15 protein-coding genes and 1 tRNA gene are annotated in these 13,250 nt (G+C 60.4%); 8 read left to right on the forward strand and 8 right to left on the reverse strand.

What is annotated here, in order from left to right:
* The first annotated feature begins 421 nt into the window (after positions 1-421).
* Positions 422-1,012 carry a hemerythrin domain-containing protein gene (locus AC5SSZ_RS10830; RefSeq protein WP_495438178.1) on the forward strand — a complete coding sequence of 197 codons (591 nt, stop codon included), beginning with the start codon at positions 422-424 and terminating at the stop codon, positions 1,010-1,012.
* 137 nt (positions 1,013-1,149) lie between these two features.
* Here AC5SSZ_RS10830 and rpoH read toward each other — a convergent pair whose 3' ends face one another.
* Positions 1,150-2,046: an RNA polymerase sigma factor RpoH gene (gene rpoH / locus AC5SSZ_RS10835; RefSeq protein ID WP_065272972.1), complete on the reverse strand. Its 897-nt coding sequence runs from the start codon at positions 2,044-2,046 to the stop codon at positions 1,150-1,152.
* Positions 2,047-2,213: 167 nt separating this feature from the next.
* Positions 2,214-3,248 carry an RluA family pseudouridine synthase gene (locus AC5SSZ_RS10840; RefSeq protein ID WP_495438179.1) on the reverse strand — a complete coding sequence of 345 codons (1,035 nt, stop codon included), beginning with the start codon at positions 3,246-3,248 and terminating at the stop codon, positions 2,214-2,216.
* Between AC5SSZ_RS10840 and AC5SSZ_RS10845 the strand changes: the two genes are divergently transcribed.
* On the forward strand, positions 3,247-3,549 hold the full coding sequence (locus AC5SSZ_RS10845) for a DUF6476 family protein (RefSeq protein ID WP_274832964.1): 303 nt from the start codon (positions 3,247-3,249) through the stop codon (positions 3,547-3,549). The two genes, AC5SSZ_RS10840 and AC5SSZ_RS10845, sit on opposite strands and share 2 nt — an antisense overlap.
* Positions 3,550-3,582: 33 nt before the next feature.
* On the opposite strand, the gene AC5SSZ_RS10850 is transcribed toward AC5SSZ_RS10845, so the two are convergent.
* Positions 3,583-4,116, reverse strand: a complete 534-nt coding sequence (locus AC5SSZ_RS10850; RefSeq protein WP_495438180.1) for a hypothetical protein — start codon at positions 4,114-4,116, stop codon at positions 3,583-3,585.
* 224 nt (positions 4,117-4,340) lie between these two features.
* Here AC5SSZ_RS10850 and AC5SSZ_RS10855 point away from each other — a divergent pair, with 224 nt between their 5' ends.
* Positions 4,341-4,697 (forward strand): hypothetical protein, encoded by a 357-nt coding sequence (locus AC5SSZ_RS10855; RefSeq protein ID WP_495438181.1) that lies wholly within the window; start codon positions 4,341-4,343, stop codon positions 4,695-4,697.
* 193 nt (positions 4,698-4,890) lie between these two features.
* On the opposite strand, the gene AC5SSZ_RS10860 is transcribed toward AC5SSZ_RS10855, so the two are convergent.
* A tRNA-His gene (locus AC5SSZ_RS10860) sits at positions 4,891-4,967 on the reverse strand.
* Positions 4,968-5,011: 44 nt separating this feature from the next.
* Entirely contained in the window at positions 5,012-5,494 is a 483-nt protein-coding gene (locus tag AC5SSZ_RS10865; RefSeq protein WP_065272967.1) for a GNAT family N-acetyltransferase, read from the reverse strand.
* A 104-nt stretch (positions 5,495-5,598) separates the two neighbouring features.
* Here AC5SSZ_RS10865 and AC5SSZ_RS10870 point away from each other — a divergent pair, with 104 nt between their 5' ends.
* Both AC5SSZ_RS10870 and AC5SSZ_RS10875 read left to right on the forward strand, forming a co-directional pair.
* On the forward strand, positions 5,599-5,787 hold the full coding sequence (locus AC5SSZ_RS10870; RefSeq protein WP_065272966.1) for a DUF6324 family protein: 189 nt from the start codon (positions 5,599-5,601) through the stop codon (positions 5,785-5,787).
* 256 nt (positions 5,788-6,043) lie between these two features.
* Positions 6,044-7,345, forward strand: a complete 1,302-nt coding sequence (locus tag AC5SSZ_RS10875; RefSeq protein ID WP_274839713.1) for a hypothetical protein — start codon at positions 6,044-6,046, stop codon at positions 7,343-7,345.
* 12 nt (positions 7,346-7,357) lie between these two features.
* Here the strand turns inward: AC5SSZ_RS10875 and AC5SSZ_RS10880 are convergent, their stop codons facing one another.
* Complete coding sequence (locus AC5SSZ_RS10880) at positions 7,358-7,804, reverse strand: MmcB family DNA repair protein (RefSeq protein WP_274868664.1); 447 nt, start codon at positions 7,802-7,804, stop codon at positions 7,358-7,360.
* A 490-nt stretch (positions 7,805-8,294) separates the two neighbouring features.
* Positions 8,295-10,094: a translation elongation factor 4 gene (gene lepA / locus AC5SSZ_RS10885; protein WP_065272964.1), complete on the reverse strand. Its 1,800-nt coding sequence runs from the start codon at positions 10,092-10,094 to the stop codon at positions 8,295-8,297.
* Positions 10,095-10,481: 387 nt separating this feature from the next.
* Here lepA and AC5SSZ_RS10890 point away from each other — a divergent pair, with 387 nt between their 5' ends.
* Together AC5SSZ_RS10890 and AC5SSZ_RS10895 are read left to right on the forward strand one after the other, a co-directional pair.
* On the forward strand, positions 10,482-10,793 hold the full coding sequence (locus tag AC5SSZ_RS10890; protein ID WP_065273772.1) for a hypothetical protein: 312 nt from the start codon (positions 10,482-10,484) through the stop codon (positions 10,791-10,793).
* A 206-nt stretch (positions 10,794-10,999) separates the two neighbouring features.
* Positions 11,000-11,980 carry a LysR family transcriptional regulator gene (locus AC5SSZ_RS10895; protein WP_368998568.1) on the forward strand — a complete coding sequence of 327 codons (981 nt, stop codon included), beginning with the start codon at positions 11,000-11,002 and terminating at the stop codon, positions 11,978-11,980.
* Positions 11,981-11,988: 8 nt separating this feature from the next.
* On the opposite strand, the gene AC5SSZ_RS10900 is transcribed toward AC5SSZ_RS10895, so the two are convergent.
* Positions 11,989-12,438, reverse strand: a complete 450-nt coding sequence (locus AC5SSZ_RS10900; protein WP_495438182.1) for a low molecular weight protein-tyrosine-phosphatase — start codon at positions 12,436-12,438, stop codon at positions 11,989-11,991.
* Between the two features lie 47 nt (positions 12,439-12,485).
* On the opposite strand from AC5SSZ_RS10900, the gene AC5SSZ_RS10905 reads away from it, so the two are divergent.
* On the forward strand, positions 12,486-13,193 hold the full coding sequence (locus tag AC5SSZ_RS10905; RefSeq protein WP_495438183.1) for an NAD-dependent deacylase: 708 nt from the start codon (positions 12,486-12,488) through the stop codon (positions 13,191-13,193).
* Positions 13,194-13,250 lie beyond the last annotated feature (57 nt).

Consider the following 13,250-nt stretch of genomic DNA (forward strand, 5'->3'; position numbering starts at 1 on the left):
CCCTTCGCTATTGCCTATCGAGGTTTCAAGATCTGCAGCAAGCCAGAATCAACGGCAGCACGCAAAGCTAGCACTCCAGCGAGGACACCCTACCGGGTCCCAGCCAGACAGCCAGCATCGCCAGCCCCCTGATTTCCAGCCAGCCACACAACGCCAGCACTTCGCCAGTGCAGCTCGATCATCCTTGCCAGCCTTTCGCCAGCCGTTGATCAGGTCGCCCCCAAAAGGTCTTTCAGCTTGCCAGCCACCGCGCCAGCCTTTCGCTGACCGGCCTAGGCCTGGACGCTACAGGCATGTACTCGTCCAAAGCTTGCGCGTTTTGCACCCAGATGCATCAGTCTATTCCCACACCGTCGCAACATGAACGGCCGCCCTGAACCAAAAAGCAGACGTCCTTGACTTAGCCTGAGCAAGGCTTTTCATGTCCATCATGACCGATCTTTCAACACAAACTTTGGATGAACTCAGCCTCGACGAGGCTGCCCGCCCCAAAGCACCGCTGGTGCCGGAAGCAACGGACGCACACCGTCACCAGGGGCGACAACTGGCAGCAATCCATCGTCATTACCTGATGGAGATGGCCCAGATCGCTGCGGTCCTGACCCGGATCGAGGCGCGGGACACCCCGCCTGAGCACCTGAAGCAGATCGTGCTTTCACTCGACATGGCTGAGAATTTCCGGGCGTTCGGATCGCTTTGCGGGCGCGAGTGCCAGGTGCTCAAGATGCACCACGATATTGAAGGCGCTGACATGTTCCCCCGAATCGAGGCTGCGGGCGGTGGAAAGTTCCGCGAAGTCATCGCCAAATTGAAGGCGGAACACGAGGTGGTTCACGAGCTGATCATCCGCCTTGGTCGTGCGGCGCATACGCTGGCCGAAAATCCCAGCGATGCAAACTTCGCCCAGGCCGCCGCGACATTCAGAAAACTGGAAGAGGTTGTGCGTTCCCATTTTGGCTATGAGGAAACTGAACTGGCAGAGGCTATCGGGTATTATCTCGGGTCGATCTGACAGCGCCGCCAAGACGCCTCAGCAACGTCGGCTTCCAATGCCATTTCGCCCGCATCCCAATCCGTGACCGAAAGAAAAAAGGGCTGCCCGCGGGGCAACCCTTTTGCATTTCTTTGCCGTTCATTCGCAGCCTGTCTTCAGGCGCTGGTCAGCATGCCTTTTTCCGACGCCAAAGCACGCATCTTGTTTTGCAGCTTCTCAAACGCGCGCACCTCGATCTGGCGGATACGTTCGCGGCTGACGTCATACTGGGTGCTCAGCTCTTCCAGAGTCACCGGTTTATCGGCAAGACGGCGCTGGGTCAGGATATCCTTTTCCCGGTCATTCAGCACATCAAGCGCCTGCGCCAGCAATTCGCGGCGCGCTTCCAACTCGTCCCGTGCCTCGTAATCGCCCGCCTGGTCGGCATCTTCGTCTTCCAGCCAGTCCTGCCACTGCATGGTGCCCTCGCCCTCGCTGCCGACAGTGGCATTGAGCGACGCGTCGCCACCGGACATGCGGCGGTTCATCGAGATTACTTCGGCTTCGGTCACGCCCAGATCGGTCGCGATCTTCTTGACGTTTTCCGGACGCAGATCGCCCTCTTCCAGGGCGCCGATACGGGCCTTAGCCTTGCGCAGGTTGAAGAACAGTTTCTTCTGGCCCGAGGTGGTGCCCAGTTTCACAAGGCTCCAGGACCGCAGGATATACTCCTGGATCGAGGCGCGGATCCACCACATGGCATAGGTCGCCAGACGGAAACCTTTTTCAGGATCAAAGCGTTTCACCGCCTGCATCAGACCGACGTTCGCCTCCGAGATTACCTCGGCCTGGGGCAGACCGTAACCGCGGTATCCCATGGCGATCTTGGCCGCCAGCCGCAGGTGGGAGGTGACCATCTTATGCGCCGCCTTGGTGTCCTGCTCTTCGACCCACCGCTTGGCCAGCATGTATTCTTCTTCCGGCTCCAGCAGCGGGAACTTCCGGATTTCCTGCATATAACGGTTCAGGCCACCTTCCGGTGTCGGTGCAGGCAGGTTTGCATAATTCGCCATTCGGTCTGTCCCTCCCAATGTTTAAGGACTTAACATCAGCGTTGTTGTAGGACGAATATGGGGAAGAGGTTCTTCCGTTTCAAGTCCTACCGATAATCACACCTTATACCGAACCCGCGATCACGGTCTGTAATCTTGATCACAGGCCTCTATCGGCGGTCCATGGCTCACCCTTTTGCGCCGCGCAACGCCTCCAGAAGGTCCTGCATATCCTGCGGCAAGGGCGCCTCGAACCGTACCGTTTCGCCGCTGACCGGATGGGTAAAGCCCAGAACCGCCGCATGCAGTGCCTGCCGCGGAAAGGCCTGAACCGCCGCAAGCGCCTTTTCGCTCAGCGCCTTAACCGGCAGCTTGCGTTTGCCGCCATAGGTCGGGTCACCAATCAGCCCATGACCCGCATGGGCCATATGCACCCGGATCTGATGGGTCCGGCCGGTTTCCAGCCAGCATTCGATCAGCGCAGCAACTGGAGGATTGCCAAAAGGTTCCACGATGCGCGCCCGCGTCACCGCGTGGCGACCGCCCTGAAACAGCACCGCCTGACGCTGCCGGTCGGTCTTGTGACGGGCCAGTTGGGTGGTCAGCTTCAGGATGTTGCCAGTCTCGAAACTGGCGCCTTTGACACCGCGCAGCCGGGGATCGTTGGCATCGGGCACGCCATAGCAGACCGCGCGGTAATAGCGTTCGACCGTGTGACGTTCGAACTGCGCCGCAAGCCCCTGATGCGCAACATCGGATTTCGCCACCACCAGAAGACCCGAGGTTTCCTTGTCGATGCGATGCACGATACCGGGGCGCTTCACCCCACCGACACCCGAGAGGTTATCGCCGCAATGATGCATTAGCGCGTTGACCAGCGTGCCCGAAGGCGTGCCCGGCGCCGGATGCACCACCATGCCCGCCGGTTTGTTGACGACGATCAGATCATCATCCTCGAACACCACATCCAGCGGGATATCCTCGGGGCCAATATGGCTGTCACTGGCTTCCTCGACGGTGACTGCAATCACCGCCCCTGCCTCGACCCGCGCCTTGGGATCGCGCACCACTTGCCCGTCAACGGACAGCGCGCCCTCGTCAATCAGCCGCGCCAGACGGGTCCGCGATAGGGTTGCCTCCTCTGGCACATCACGTGAAACCGCTTTATCAAGCCGTTTAGGCGGATTTTCCGCGATAACGAATTCTATCCGGCGGCGCTCCATGACAGATCCTTCCAAACCCGAATTGCAAGAAGAGCCGCCGCAGCTGAAGTTCCTGCGCCGACTGGTGACCACGCTGACCGTGGTCATGATTGGCGGGCTTGTAGTGGTAATCTCGCTGCTTGTCATCCGTCTGTCTGCAGACGGGCCCTCGCTTCCCGAAAGCATCACCCTGCCCGACGGCGTCACGGCCGAGGCTGTCACCTTTGGCACCGGCTGGGTGGCGGTGGTGACCCAGGATCAGCGCATCCTGATTCTGGATCCCGAAACCAGTGCGGTCCGGCAGGAAATCGAGCTGAAATAGCCCCCCCCGACACAGCAAGGCGGGCGGCCTGCGTCAGGAACGCAGCAGCACCTTGTTCGATCCCAGCGCCTCGGCAATCTGCACATATTGCGAGCGCCGCTCTTCTGCCGCTTCGGCGCTGCGCAACAGGACCGTCTGCGCCTGATCCAAAATGGTGCTGGCCTGCTGATTGACCCGCGCTGCCCGTGCCGGATTGACCGGCGTCAGCGGACGCGTGGTCCGGTCCGAGGGCGACGCCTTGCGCGACGCATAGGCATTCCCCTGCTTCCAATCCCGGTTATTTCGGGTCAGACGGTGAATGTCCCGCGCTGTGTCCCGCAGAACCTGGCGGACTTCCTCGTAATCCGAATCTTCGGGGATTTCCGCTGAAACGCTTTCCAGACGCTCCGCGAGACAATCCACCCGGTATTCCGCAGCGTCGATATCAGCGCAAAAGGCCTTGGCGGCGGAGAGGCTCGTCACCAACTGACGCAGGAACGCCGCCGAGCCGAACTCGCCCGCCGGGACGATGACCGTGTAAAGAACCGGCGCTGACTGCGCCAGAACCGGCCCCGCCGTCAGGGCCATCACTGCGGACGCTGCCGCACATCTGCTTAGGAAACTTTGCGTCATGTCACTCGAACTCCGGATACCAATACCACATGCCCTAGCCACCATCCGGCGGCGGCCCCGCAAACGGGGCATCGGCAGAAATCATGTTGAAACTGTCCCATTCCCGCGCCGTCGTTGCAAGCGCGGCATAGGTCTGTAAGCTGTCAGGAGAGTATCGTAATGATTTTTCGGAGGCTTCAATGTTTTCCCCCCGCTCTCTGACCGCCCTAGCCGCCCTGATTCTTTTTACCGCCCCCGGACCGCTTGCAGCCCAGGGCGCAAGCGCAGCCCTCAACGAAGCAAAGAGCCGCGCCGCCTGCGGTGCAGGGGTTCCGGTCTCGGCGCAATACCTGCCGGGCGGGCTGCTCAAGGTCACCTGCCGCGCCTCCAACTCTCAAGCGGTTAGCGAAACGCTGCCCGAAGCGATGCAGGGTACCGGGCTAAGCCCCACCGCCGCAGCCGGAGTGATTCTGAGCAGTGTGATTCTTCTGGTCGTGACCGGTGATGACGAAACCGGCACCACCACGACGACAACCACCACGACCATAGGCGAATAACCGCGCCCGTACCGGTCAGGCGAGCCACAGCAGTGCTGCAACGGGTTCAGATGGATCAGACCAACGCTCACCTGCATGGCATGCGGGTGATCTGCTGCCGCCAAGCCCTTGTAGCGCCTACAGGTCCTTGGGCGCGCCCATGCATGCGAACTAGCCGATCGCAATCAATGCGTTACGTGAAAAAGGGAGAGAATGGTACCGCCTCCCTGGCTTGAACAGGGGACCTCTGGATCCACAATCCAGCGCTCTAACCAACTGAGCTAAGGCGGCACTGGTGGGCGATTTAGCCTAGGTACATAGCGAGCGCAAGGGGGTTAAAGCACAGTTTTCCAGCTTTGTTCGATCAAATCCTGTCCGAAGGAATGAACCGGTTTGCTGTCGGCCAGTTCCCAGCCGAATGCAGCATAAAGCGCGCAGGCCGCTTCGTGGCTTTCATGGGTCCATAGCGTCATATCCTGATAGCCCGCATCACGCGCGAACTGCATGCATTGGGTCAGCAGGCGCTTGCCGATGCCCTTGCCGCGCGCCTCGGGCGTCAGCAGGAACAGGCGCAGCTTGGCGGTGGTATCGCTCAGCCGGACGCAGAAGATCGAGCCAAGCCGCTGGCCGTTTTCCTCTGCGATCCAGCCGCGTTCCCTTTCCGGATCATGATCCGCGCAGAAATCCCGCAGGATCTCGGCCACCAGCGGGCCAAATGTGTCGTCGAACCCTTCGTCCTGCGTGTAAAGGGTCTGGTGCCGCTCCACCAGCCAGGGGCTGTCCTCGGCTTCGAATCGGCGCAAAGTCACTTTTTCCATGGCTTATCTGACCACGATGCCCGCTTGCCTTTCAACAGGCTCCGGGCTAGCAGGATGCCTCAGGCCGTTTATGCGCCGCAGAAGGTCACCCACAGGAGGTCACGATGGGCATCAACAGCGAACGCGATATCGAAGCAAACATGCAGATCGGCCCAACCGATATCGGCATGGTCCGCATTTTCATCGAAGCCGGCGATATTGAGATCCCGATGGATTTCGACCCCGAAGAAGCCGAGGAAATCGCCGACGAAATCCGCGCCGCCGCTCAGGCAGCCCGCAGCCTGTCGGACTGACCTTGGCACCCGGACGGGCGGCTGTGTCCGTGCAGGCGCCCGCCAGATAACTGAAGCGGTGCGTCACATACCGCGCCTGAGTTCCCACCCGAGCGTGGAAACTTTACTGCTACGCAAGCCACTTAACGCCAAGTAGCTATGAAACCTCGCGACTAAACAAAAAAACGTTACTGCTTCCTTCAGCGCGATTAATTTCTTTTTGAGACTCCAGCGCGACCCTAAAGGCCATTCATTTGGATTTAGAGGGGCGCAGATTATGAACTCCGTTTTCGGCATCAACAGCTTTACCGGCCTTTATGCTGGCACGACCACACCGGATTTGGCGGCGACTGCGGAAACCACAGCCACCGATTGGACCAAAGGGGCCAGCGCCAAAACCCTTCTGGAAGAAAGCCAGAAGGTGCAGCGCGCCGAACGCCTAGAGCAGCGCAAGGAAGCGGAGGCCAACATGAAACGCTTGGAGGACAATGCGCGCGCGATTGCCTTCGCGCTAAAAACCAAAGAAATGCAAAAGGCCCTCGCCACGCTGCAACAGGACAACAGCCAGAGCAGCCACCTCATGCTTTTGATGGTCACAGACGAGGGCGATATTCACGCCTTCTTTCCACCCCCTCCAAACACCTTCGGCGCCGGCTCTGGCAACGATGCCGTGTCCTACGCTGGCGGGGTGATCAAGGGCATCGAAACCGGTGATGGATCGGACGCCGTAGCCCTGACCGGCGATGTGGTCGAGGACGTGCATACCGACCGGCAAAACCGAGGCACCGAGTTGGTCGTTTACAAATCCGGCGGGGCGCGGATGACCACGTATTATGCCAATTATTCCGCCGCCGATTCCTTGGCGATCTCAGCACAGACGATACGCAAGATTTCGACCGGTGGCGGTAATGACGCGGTCGCTCTGAATGCGGAAACGATCACGGGACTCGATACCGGTACGGGCGATGACGCGCTCAGCATCTCGGCCCGCCACCTCAATCAGGTGAACACCGGCGATGGCAATGACAGCCTGGCCATTCGCGCGGGGGTCGTGTCACGACTGGATACCGGATCGGGCGACGATGTTCTGACCCTTAACGCCACTGTTCTGGACGGCGTAAGAACCGGCGACGGCAATGATGTGGTCAATGTGGTGCTGAATGATCAATCCGGGGACGGGCTGGACTTCCCGCGGTACGCCCGCCTGCACACAGGCAGCGGCGATGACACGCTATCCTTGGCAGCGCAGGGGCATGTCACATTTGGTGCCGGGACAGGCGACGATACGGTTCTGCTGTCAAAAGGCAGCTTTACCATGGCGCTGCAGGATGGCGCGGCCGAGGGCAATGACGTGGTCACCCTTTCGGACGGTGCAGATCTGGCCCTCATGGTCTCCAGCGAAAAAGCCGCCAGCGCCACCATCGTAAAGAAGGACGATGCCCTGCTCATCAATTTTGGCGATGGTAGCTCGGTCACAGTCAAAGGTCTGGCAAACGGAGGCACTGTCGCGCTGGCCCTGCCAAGCGGTCAGGTCGACAAGATCCTGAAACAAGAACAAGCGGTCGATCTGCGCATGTGAGGATCACATCTGCTACACTCTGGGGTCGAGAACCGCCTGCAGCCGCCGCGCGGCGTCCATCGCCAGCTTGTGCGTCATCTTCTTGCGCCGGGCTGCGGCCAACTTCTCTTCCGGCCCCATGCGCACAATCTCGCCATAATAGGCATCGGCGATGATCAGACCGGTTTCATCCGGCAGGATCTCCACAGGGAACTCGGTGTCTACCGCCCAGAAATAGCGGTCACACCACTCGAGATACCCTTGCCATTTGCTGTCTGACTGGAAATCGGCGCGGCTGGATTTGCATTCGATCACCCAGATCTCGCCCTTTGGGCCCAGCGCCATCAGATCAACGCGCAGGCCGCGTGTGGGCACGAATTCCTCGACCGAGACAAAGCCAAGCGAGCGCAAATACCGCGCCACCCCGCGCGCCAGCCGCTGACCAGGCTGAAACCGCTCCAGATCATTCTCATCCACCATGGCATCAGGAGTGAACAATTCGGGAACAAAATGCAAGCCCGAGGACGGTAAAGGCAAAAACTCTTACCACTTGCCCCTTGCCGCCGCAGCGCCCGCACACTACCTAGGGCCGTGGCGGGTTCTGCCCTTCTTGTGACAGGTAGCATTCCAGTGGCCTTAAGCAATTCCGAGGGAGCTGGCTCTGTTCGGATCCTGGTCCGTTTACCTGGCGCCCACCTGTACATACAGGTCCTCGGGAATCAAAACCGCACGGTTGCCTGGTGGTCCCGCCACATTTCCACAGTATCGACCAAAGGCCCGGGGGCTGCCTCCACCTGACGCAGACGCACATACTGTCAGCCTACGCCAGCCAATTGGCGCCCCATAACGTCTAACTCCCCGGCATTCACACGCCAATACAGGTCCCGCACCTGCTGCAGAGACAAAAAAGGCGCCACTCCCGCGAAAGGAATGGCGCCCTTGATCTACACGGATTTTTCGCCAGACGGCCTCAGCTATCCATTTTCAATGCCGAGATGAAGGCCTCCTGCGGGATGTCGACCTTGCCGAACTGGCGCATCTTCTTCTTACCCGCTTTCTGCTTGTCCAGCAGCTTGCGCTTACGCGAGGCATCGCCGCCATAGCATTTCGCGGTCACGTCCTTGCGCAGCGCCGACAGGGTCTCGCGCGCGATTACCTTGCCGCCGATGGCCGCCTGGATCGGGATCTTGAACATGTGGCGCGGAATCAGGTCCTTAAGCTTTTCGCACATGGCCCGGCCGCGCATCTCGGCGCGGTCCCGGTGCACCATCATCGACAGCGCATCCACCGGCTCGTCATTCACCAGCACCGACATCTTCACCAGATTGTCCTCGCGGTAGCCCGTCAGATGATAGTCAAAGGAGGCATAGCCCTTGGTCACCGATTTCAGCCGGTCGTAGAAGTCAAAGACCACCTCGTTCAACGGCAGATCGTAGACCACCATGGCGCGGGTGCCGGCATAGGTCAGGTCTTCCTGAATGCCGCGGCGGTCCTGGCAGAGTTTCAGCACATCGCCGAGGTATTCATCCGGCACAAGGATCGTCGCCTTGATCCGCGGTTCCTCGATGTGATCCACCTTGGACATGTCAGGCATGTCGGCCGGGTTGTGCAGGTCGATCTTCTCGCCGTCCTTCATGTAGACGTGATAGATCACCGACGGCGCCGTGGTGATCAGCTCGATATTGTATTCCCGCTCGATCCGGTCGCGGATCACCTCAAGGTGCAACAGGCCCAGGAAACCGCAGCGGAAACCAAAGCCCAGCGCCGCCGAGGTCTCCATCTCAAAGCTGAAGGAGGCGTCGTTGAGAGCCAGCTTGTCGATGGCGTCGCGCAGGTCTTCGAATTCGGCGCTATCCACCGGGAAGAGACCACAGAACACCACCGGCTGCGCTGGTTTGAAGCCCGGCAGAGCCACCTCGCAGCCGTTCCGGTCATTGGTGATGGTGTCGCCGACGCGGGTGTCGCGTACCTGCTTGATCGAGGCGGTCAGGAAGCCGATCTCACCCGGGCCGAGTTCATCCACCACCTGCATGGCAGGGCGGAAGACGCCGATCCGGTCCACATGGTGCAGGGTGTCGTTCGACATGAACTTGACCCGCATCCCTTTCTTTAGGACGCCGTCCATAATACGCACCAGCACGATCACGCCCAGATAGGCATCATACCAGCTGTCCACCAGCATGGCTTTGAGCGGCGCATCGCGGGTACCTGCGGGTGCAGGCAGATGCTGTACGATCGCCTCCAGCGTCTCGTGAATGCCCTGCCCGGTCTTGGCCGAGACCTGAATGGCTTCGCTTGCGTCGATGCCAATCACATCCTCGATCTGCTCAGCCACGCGATCGCAATCAGATGCGGGCAGGTCGATCTTGTTCAGCACCGGGACGATCTCGTGATCCGCGTCGATCGCCTGATAGACATTGGCCAGCGTCTGCGCCTCGACCCCTTGGGTGCTGTCCACAACCAGCAGCGAGCCTTCAACCGCGCGCATGGAGCGGGAGACCTCATAAGCAAAGTCGACGTGGCCGGGGGTGTCGATGAGGTTGAGCACATAGGTCTCGCCATCGTCGGCCTTGTAGTCGATCCGGACCGTGTTGGCCTTGATGGTGATGCCACGCTCACGCTCGATATCCATCGCGTCCAGAAGCTGCTCTTTCATATCGCGCGACTCCACCGTCCCGGTCTCCTGGATGAGCCGGTCAGCGAGGGTGGATTTGCCATGGTCGATATGGGCGACGATGGAGAAATTGCGGATCTTTGAGAGCTCTGTCATGGTCTGGGGATATGGTTCGGATTTTGAGTTTGGTCAAGCGCGCGCGTGACGCCACCCAGCGATATTTTTAAGGGTGCGCGCCAGAAGCGGCAGCATGCAGGATAATTTCTGCCCCACGTTCTCATAATCGCGCCTCATTCCACATATTTTCTGCGAACTTGGTTTGCGAGTCCTCGACGTTCTCTAACCAAGGGCCGCGCCTGTCGGGGGGGCAGGCAGGCGCGCCCGGTCTTGTATCCGGGCGGGGCTGTTTCAGGGTCCCGGCAAAATCCCGCGCATGATTTATGGATTATTAACCCCAATTGAAAGCCAGCCAAACCTGCGGCATAGTCGCGCCAGCCGCCTGCCAGCGGCCTTTCTCGAATGACCACTGGACAGGACATGACGATGCGTTTTGTGAGCTCTTTTCTCTGTGCCGCGGCCCTGACGACTGCGTTCAGCGTACCCTCTGTCGACGCAGGCGTCATCGAAAGGGCCTGTCGTCAGTCCGAACGCGGCTATGCAAAGGCCGGGCTGTGCAGCTGCATTCAGAAAGTCGCCAACAAGAGCCTGACCCGTTCGGAGCGCTCCAAGGTGTCGAAGTGGTTTGCCGATCCGCATCAGGCGCAGGTCGTACGCCAATCCAGCCATCGCGGCGATGAACAGCTTTGGGAACGCTACAAGGAATTTGGCGCCAACGCCGCGCGCGTCTGCGGCTGATACAGCCCCTCTCAAAGGCGTCTATTCAGATCAGCGTTACGACGGTCACACCCCTCTCATGCCTCCGTGACGCGCCCCCGATTTTGCGCGGCCCACGGCCCGGCGCAGATGCTGCAGTGCCGCACAGGGGAAATCCGCTCCAATACAACCCTTGACCCCGCATCTTTCTGTCGTTGAGAAAGAAGATGCATATTTGGAGCATATTCATGTTGACGAAGGGTGTTACCCTAAGAGGGCTGGAAGTCTTTGCCGCCCTGGCAAGAACCGGATCCGTGGCGCAGGCTGCGGAAATGACCGGGCTCAGCCAACCCGCAGTCAGCCAGCAATTGCGGAATCTGGAAAAATCATTGTCCTGCGACCTGGTGGACCACAGCCGCCGCCCGATGGTGGTCACCCCGGCGGGACGCACATTTCTGGCCCGCACCGAGGCGGTGCTTGCAGAGCTGCGTCTGGCGCAAAGCGAGCTGACGGTTGTCGATCTCAGCCACCTGCCCGAACTGTCGATCGGTCTGATCGACGATTTCGACAATGATCTGACCCCGCGGTTGGTGACCATCCTTGCCGAGAGCCTGACCAAATGCCGGTTCAAGATGATCACCGCCTCCAGCCACGACATCATCCGCGCCATGGAAGAGCGCGAGCTGCACATCGCCGTAGCCGCCACCACCGGCGCCCTGCACGAAGGGCTGGTGGAACTGCCACTGGTACAGGATCCCTTTATTCTGGTGGCCCCAAAGGGGTTCATCGGCTCCTCGGATACTGGCCTTCCGAAGGTCAGCGTGAGCGAGCTGAATACCCTGCCGTTTCTGCGCTATGCACGGGACCAATTGATTTCACAGCAAATCGACGCCCATCTGACCCGTCAAAACCTTGCCTTTGAAAGCCGGTTTGAGATTGGTTCGCACCTTGCCCTGATGGCCATGGTGGCGCGCCGGATCGGCTGGGCGATCACGACGCCGCTGGGGTATATGCGGGCGGTGCGGTTCCACGATCAGATCGAAGCCTACGCCCTGCCCTTTGGTGCCGCCGGTCGGACCATTTCCCTGTTCAGCGGCAACGACTGGGCGGATCAGGTCCCCCGCGACGTGGCCAAGACCATGCGGCACTTGATCCAGACACAGATGATCGATCCGGCGCTGGTCCGGCTTCCCTGGCTGGCAGGGGCGTTCAAGGTCATCGACAGCTAAGGCCGACGTCAGAGGGCGTGCCCTGCCTCCAGATGGGAGACCAGCCCCCGCGCCGCCTGCTCGATCAGGTCGAGGCAGCCGTCGAAATCCCGCGTATAATAGGGATCGGGCACATGATCCGCGCTACTGCCCGCAGCAAAGTCGGTGAACAGCACCACGGGCGTGATCTGGTCTGCAGGCCTTTGCGCCTCGATATTGCGCAGGTTGTCACCGTCCATCGCCACGATCAGATCAAAACGCGCAAAATCCTGCGGTTCGAACTGCCGCGCCCGCAGATCCGACAGATCCAGCCCCCGCGCCGCTGCCTGCATAGGCCCGTAGGGCGGCTCTCCCACGTGATAACCCGCCGTGCCCGCGCTATCCGTCTCGGCCTGCTTAAAAAGGTCGCGGAACACCCCTTCAGCTGCGGGCGAGCGGCAAATGTTTCCTAGGCAGACGAACAAAATGCGTTTAGTCATCGGGGCACACTCCTTTTGGCAAGACAGCAATAAGAGGCTTTGCGGCGATGGAAAAGAGTGCGGAGAAGATCGTCATCCTGACTGGCGCCGGCATTTCCGCCGAAAGCGGGCTCGGCACCTTTCGCGACGAAAACGGGCTCTGGGCAAAGCACCGGATCGAAGATGTAGCAACGCCCGAAGGATTTGCCCGCGATCCCGATCTTGTGCACGCCTTCTACAATGCCCGCCGTGCCCAATCGGCCGATGCCAGCCCGAATGCCGCCCACACGGCCTTGGGTGAGCTGCAAAGGTCCTGGCCCGGTGAGGTTGTGATCATCACCCAGAATGTAGACGGGCTGCACGAACAGGGCGGCGCAGAAGATGTGCTGCATATGCACGGTACGCTTAACGGTGCCCTCTGCGCAGCCTGCGATCACCGCTGGCCCGCCCCCGCCAGCATGTCGCCCACCGACCTCTGCCCCGCCTGCGCCCAGCCCCGCACGCGCCCCGATATCGTCTGGTTTGGCGAAATGCCCTATTTCATGGAAGCCATCTACGACCATCTGGCCGAAGCGGATATCTTCGCCTCAATCGGAACCTCCGGTCAGGTCTACCCGGCCGCTGCCTTTGTGCAGGAAGCGCAGATGGCGGGCGCCCATACGGTTGAACTCAATCTTGAGCCCTCGGCCGGCGCATCCAGCTTTGCCGAAAGCCGCCTGGGGCGCGCCAGCGAGATCGTGCCCCACTGGACCGGCGACATTCTGGCCCGCGCCTGAGCCTCCAAAGAAAACGGCCAGCCCCCGGAAAAGGACTGGCCGCAATGTCTCGGCGCG

The organism is Phaeobacter sp. CC-HEC084 (genome assembly GCF_059429255.1).

Bases quoted from the DNA above. Each gene is read 5' to 3' on its own strand.
- AC5SSZ_RS10890 (WP_065273772.1), top strand. From the start codon at position 10,482: ATGCGTTTTGTGAGCTCTTTTCTCTGTGCCGCGGCCCTGACGACTGCG.
- AC5SSZ_RS10865 (WP_065272967.1), bottom strand. From the start codon at position 5,494: ATGGAAAAAGTGACTTTGCGCCGATTCGAAGCCGAGGACAGCCCCTGG.
- AC5SSZ_RS10845 (WP_274832964.1), top strand. From the start codon at position 3,247: ATGACAGATCCTTCCAAACCCGAATTGCAAGAAGAGCCGCCGCAGCTG.
- AC5SSZ_RS10830 (WP_495438178.1), top strand. From the start codon at position 422: ATGTCCATCATGACCGATCTTTCAACACAAACTTTGGATGAACTCAGC.
- AC5SSZ_RS10875 (WP_274839713.1), top strand. From the start codon at position 6,044: ATGAACTCCGTTTTCGGCATCAACAGCTTTACCGGCCTTTATGCTGGC.
- AC5SSZ_RS10840 (WP_495438179.1), bottom strand. From the start codon at position 3,248: ATGGAGCGCCGCCGGATAGAATTCGTTATCGCGGAAAATCCGCCTAAA.
- AC5SSZ_RS10900 (WP_495438182.1), bottom strand. From the start codon at position 12,438: ATGACTAAACGCATTTTGTTCGTCTGCCTAGGAAACATTTGCCGCTCG.
- AC5SSZ_RS10895 (WP_368998568.1), top strand. From the start codon at position 11,000: ATGTTGACGAAGGGTGTTACCCTAAGAGGGCTGGAAGTCTTTGCCGCC.
- AC5SSZ_RS10850 (WP_495438180.1), bottom strand. From the start codon at position 4,116: ATGGCCCTGACGGCGGGGCCGGTTCTGGCGCAGTCAGCGCCGGTTCTT.
- rpoH (WP_065272972.1), bottom strand. From the start codon at position 2,046: ATGGCGAATTATGCAAACCTGCCTGCACCGACACCGGAAGGTGGCCTG.
- AC5SSZ_RS10855 (WP_495438181.1), top strand. From the start codon at position 4,341: ATGTTTTCCCCCCGCTCTCTGACCGCCCTAGCCGCCCTGATTCTTTTT.
- AC5SSZ_RS10870 (WP_065272966.1), top strand. From the start codon at position 5,599: ATGGGCATCAACAGCGAACGCGATATCGAAGCAAACATGCAGATCGGC.
- AC5SSZ_RS10880 (WP_274868664.1), bottom strand. From the start codon at position 7,804: ATGGTGGATGAGAATGATCTGGAGCGGTTTCAGCCTGGTCAGCGGCTG.
- lepA (WP_065272964.1), bottom strand. From the start codon at position 10,094: ATGACAGAGCTCTCAAAGATCCGCAATTTCTCCATCGTCGCCCATATC.
- AC5SSZ_RS10905 (WP_495438183.1), top strand. From the start codon at position 12,486: ATGGAAAAGAGTGCGGAGAAGATCGTCATCCTGACTGGCGCCGGCATT.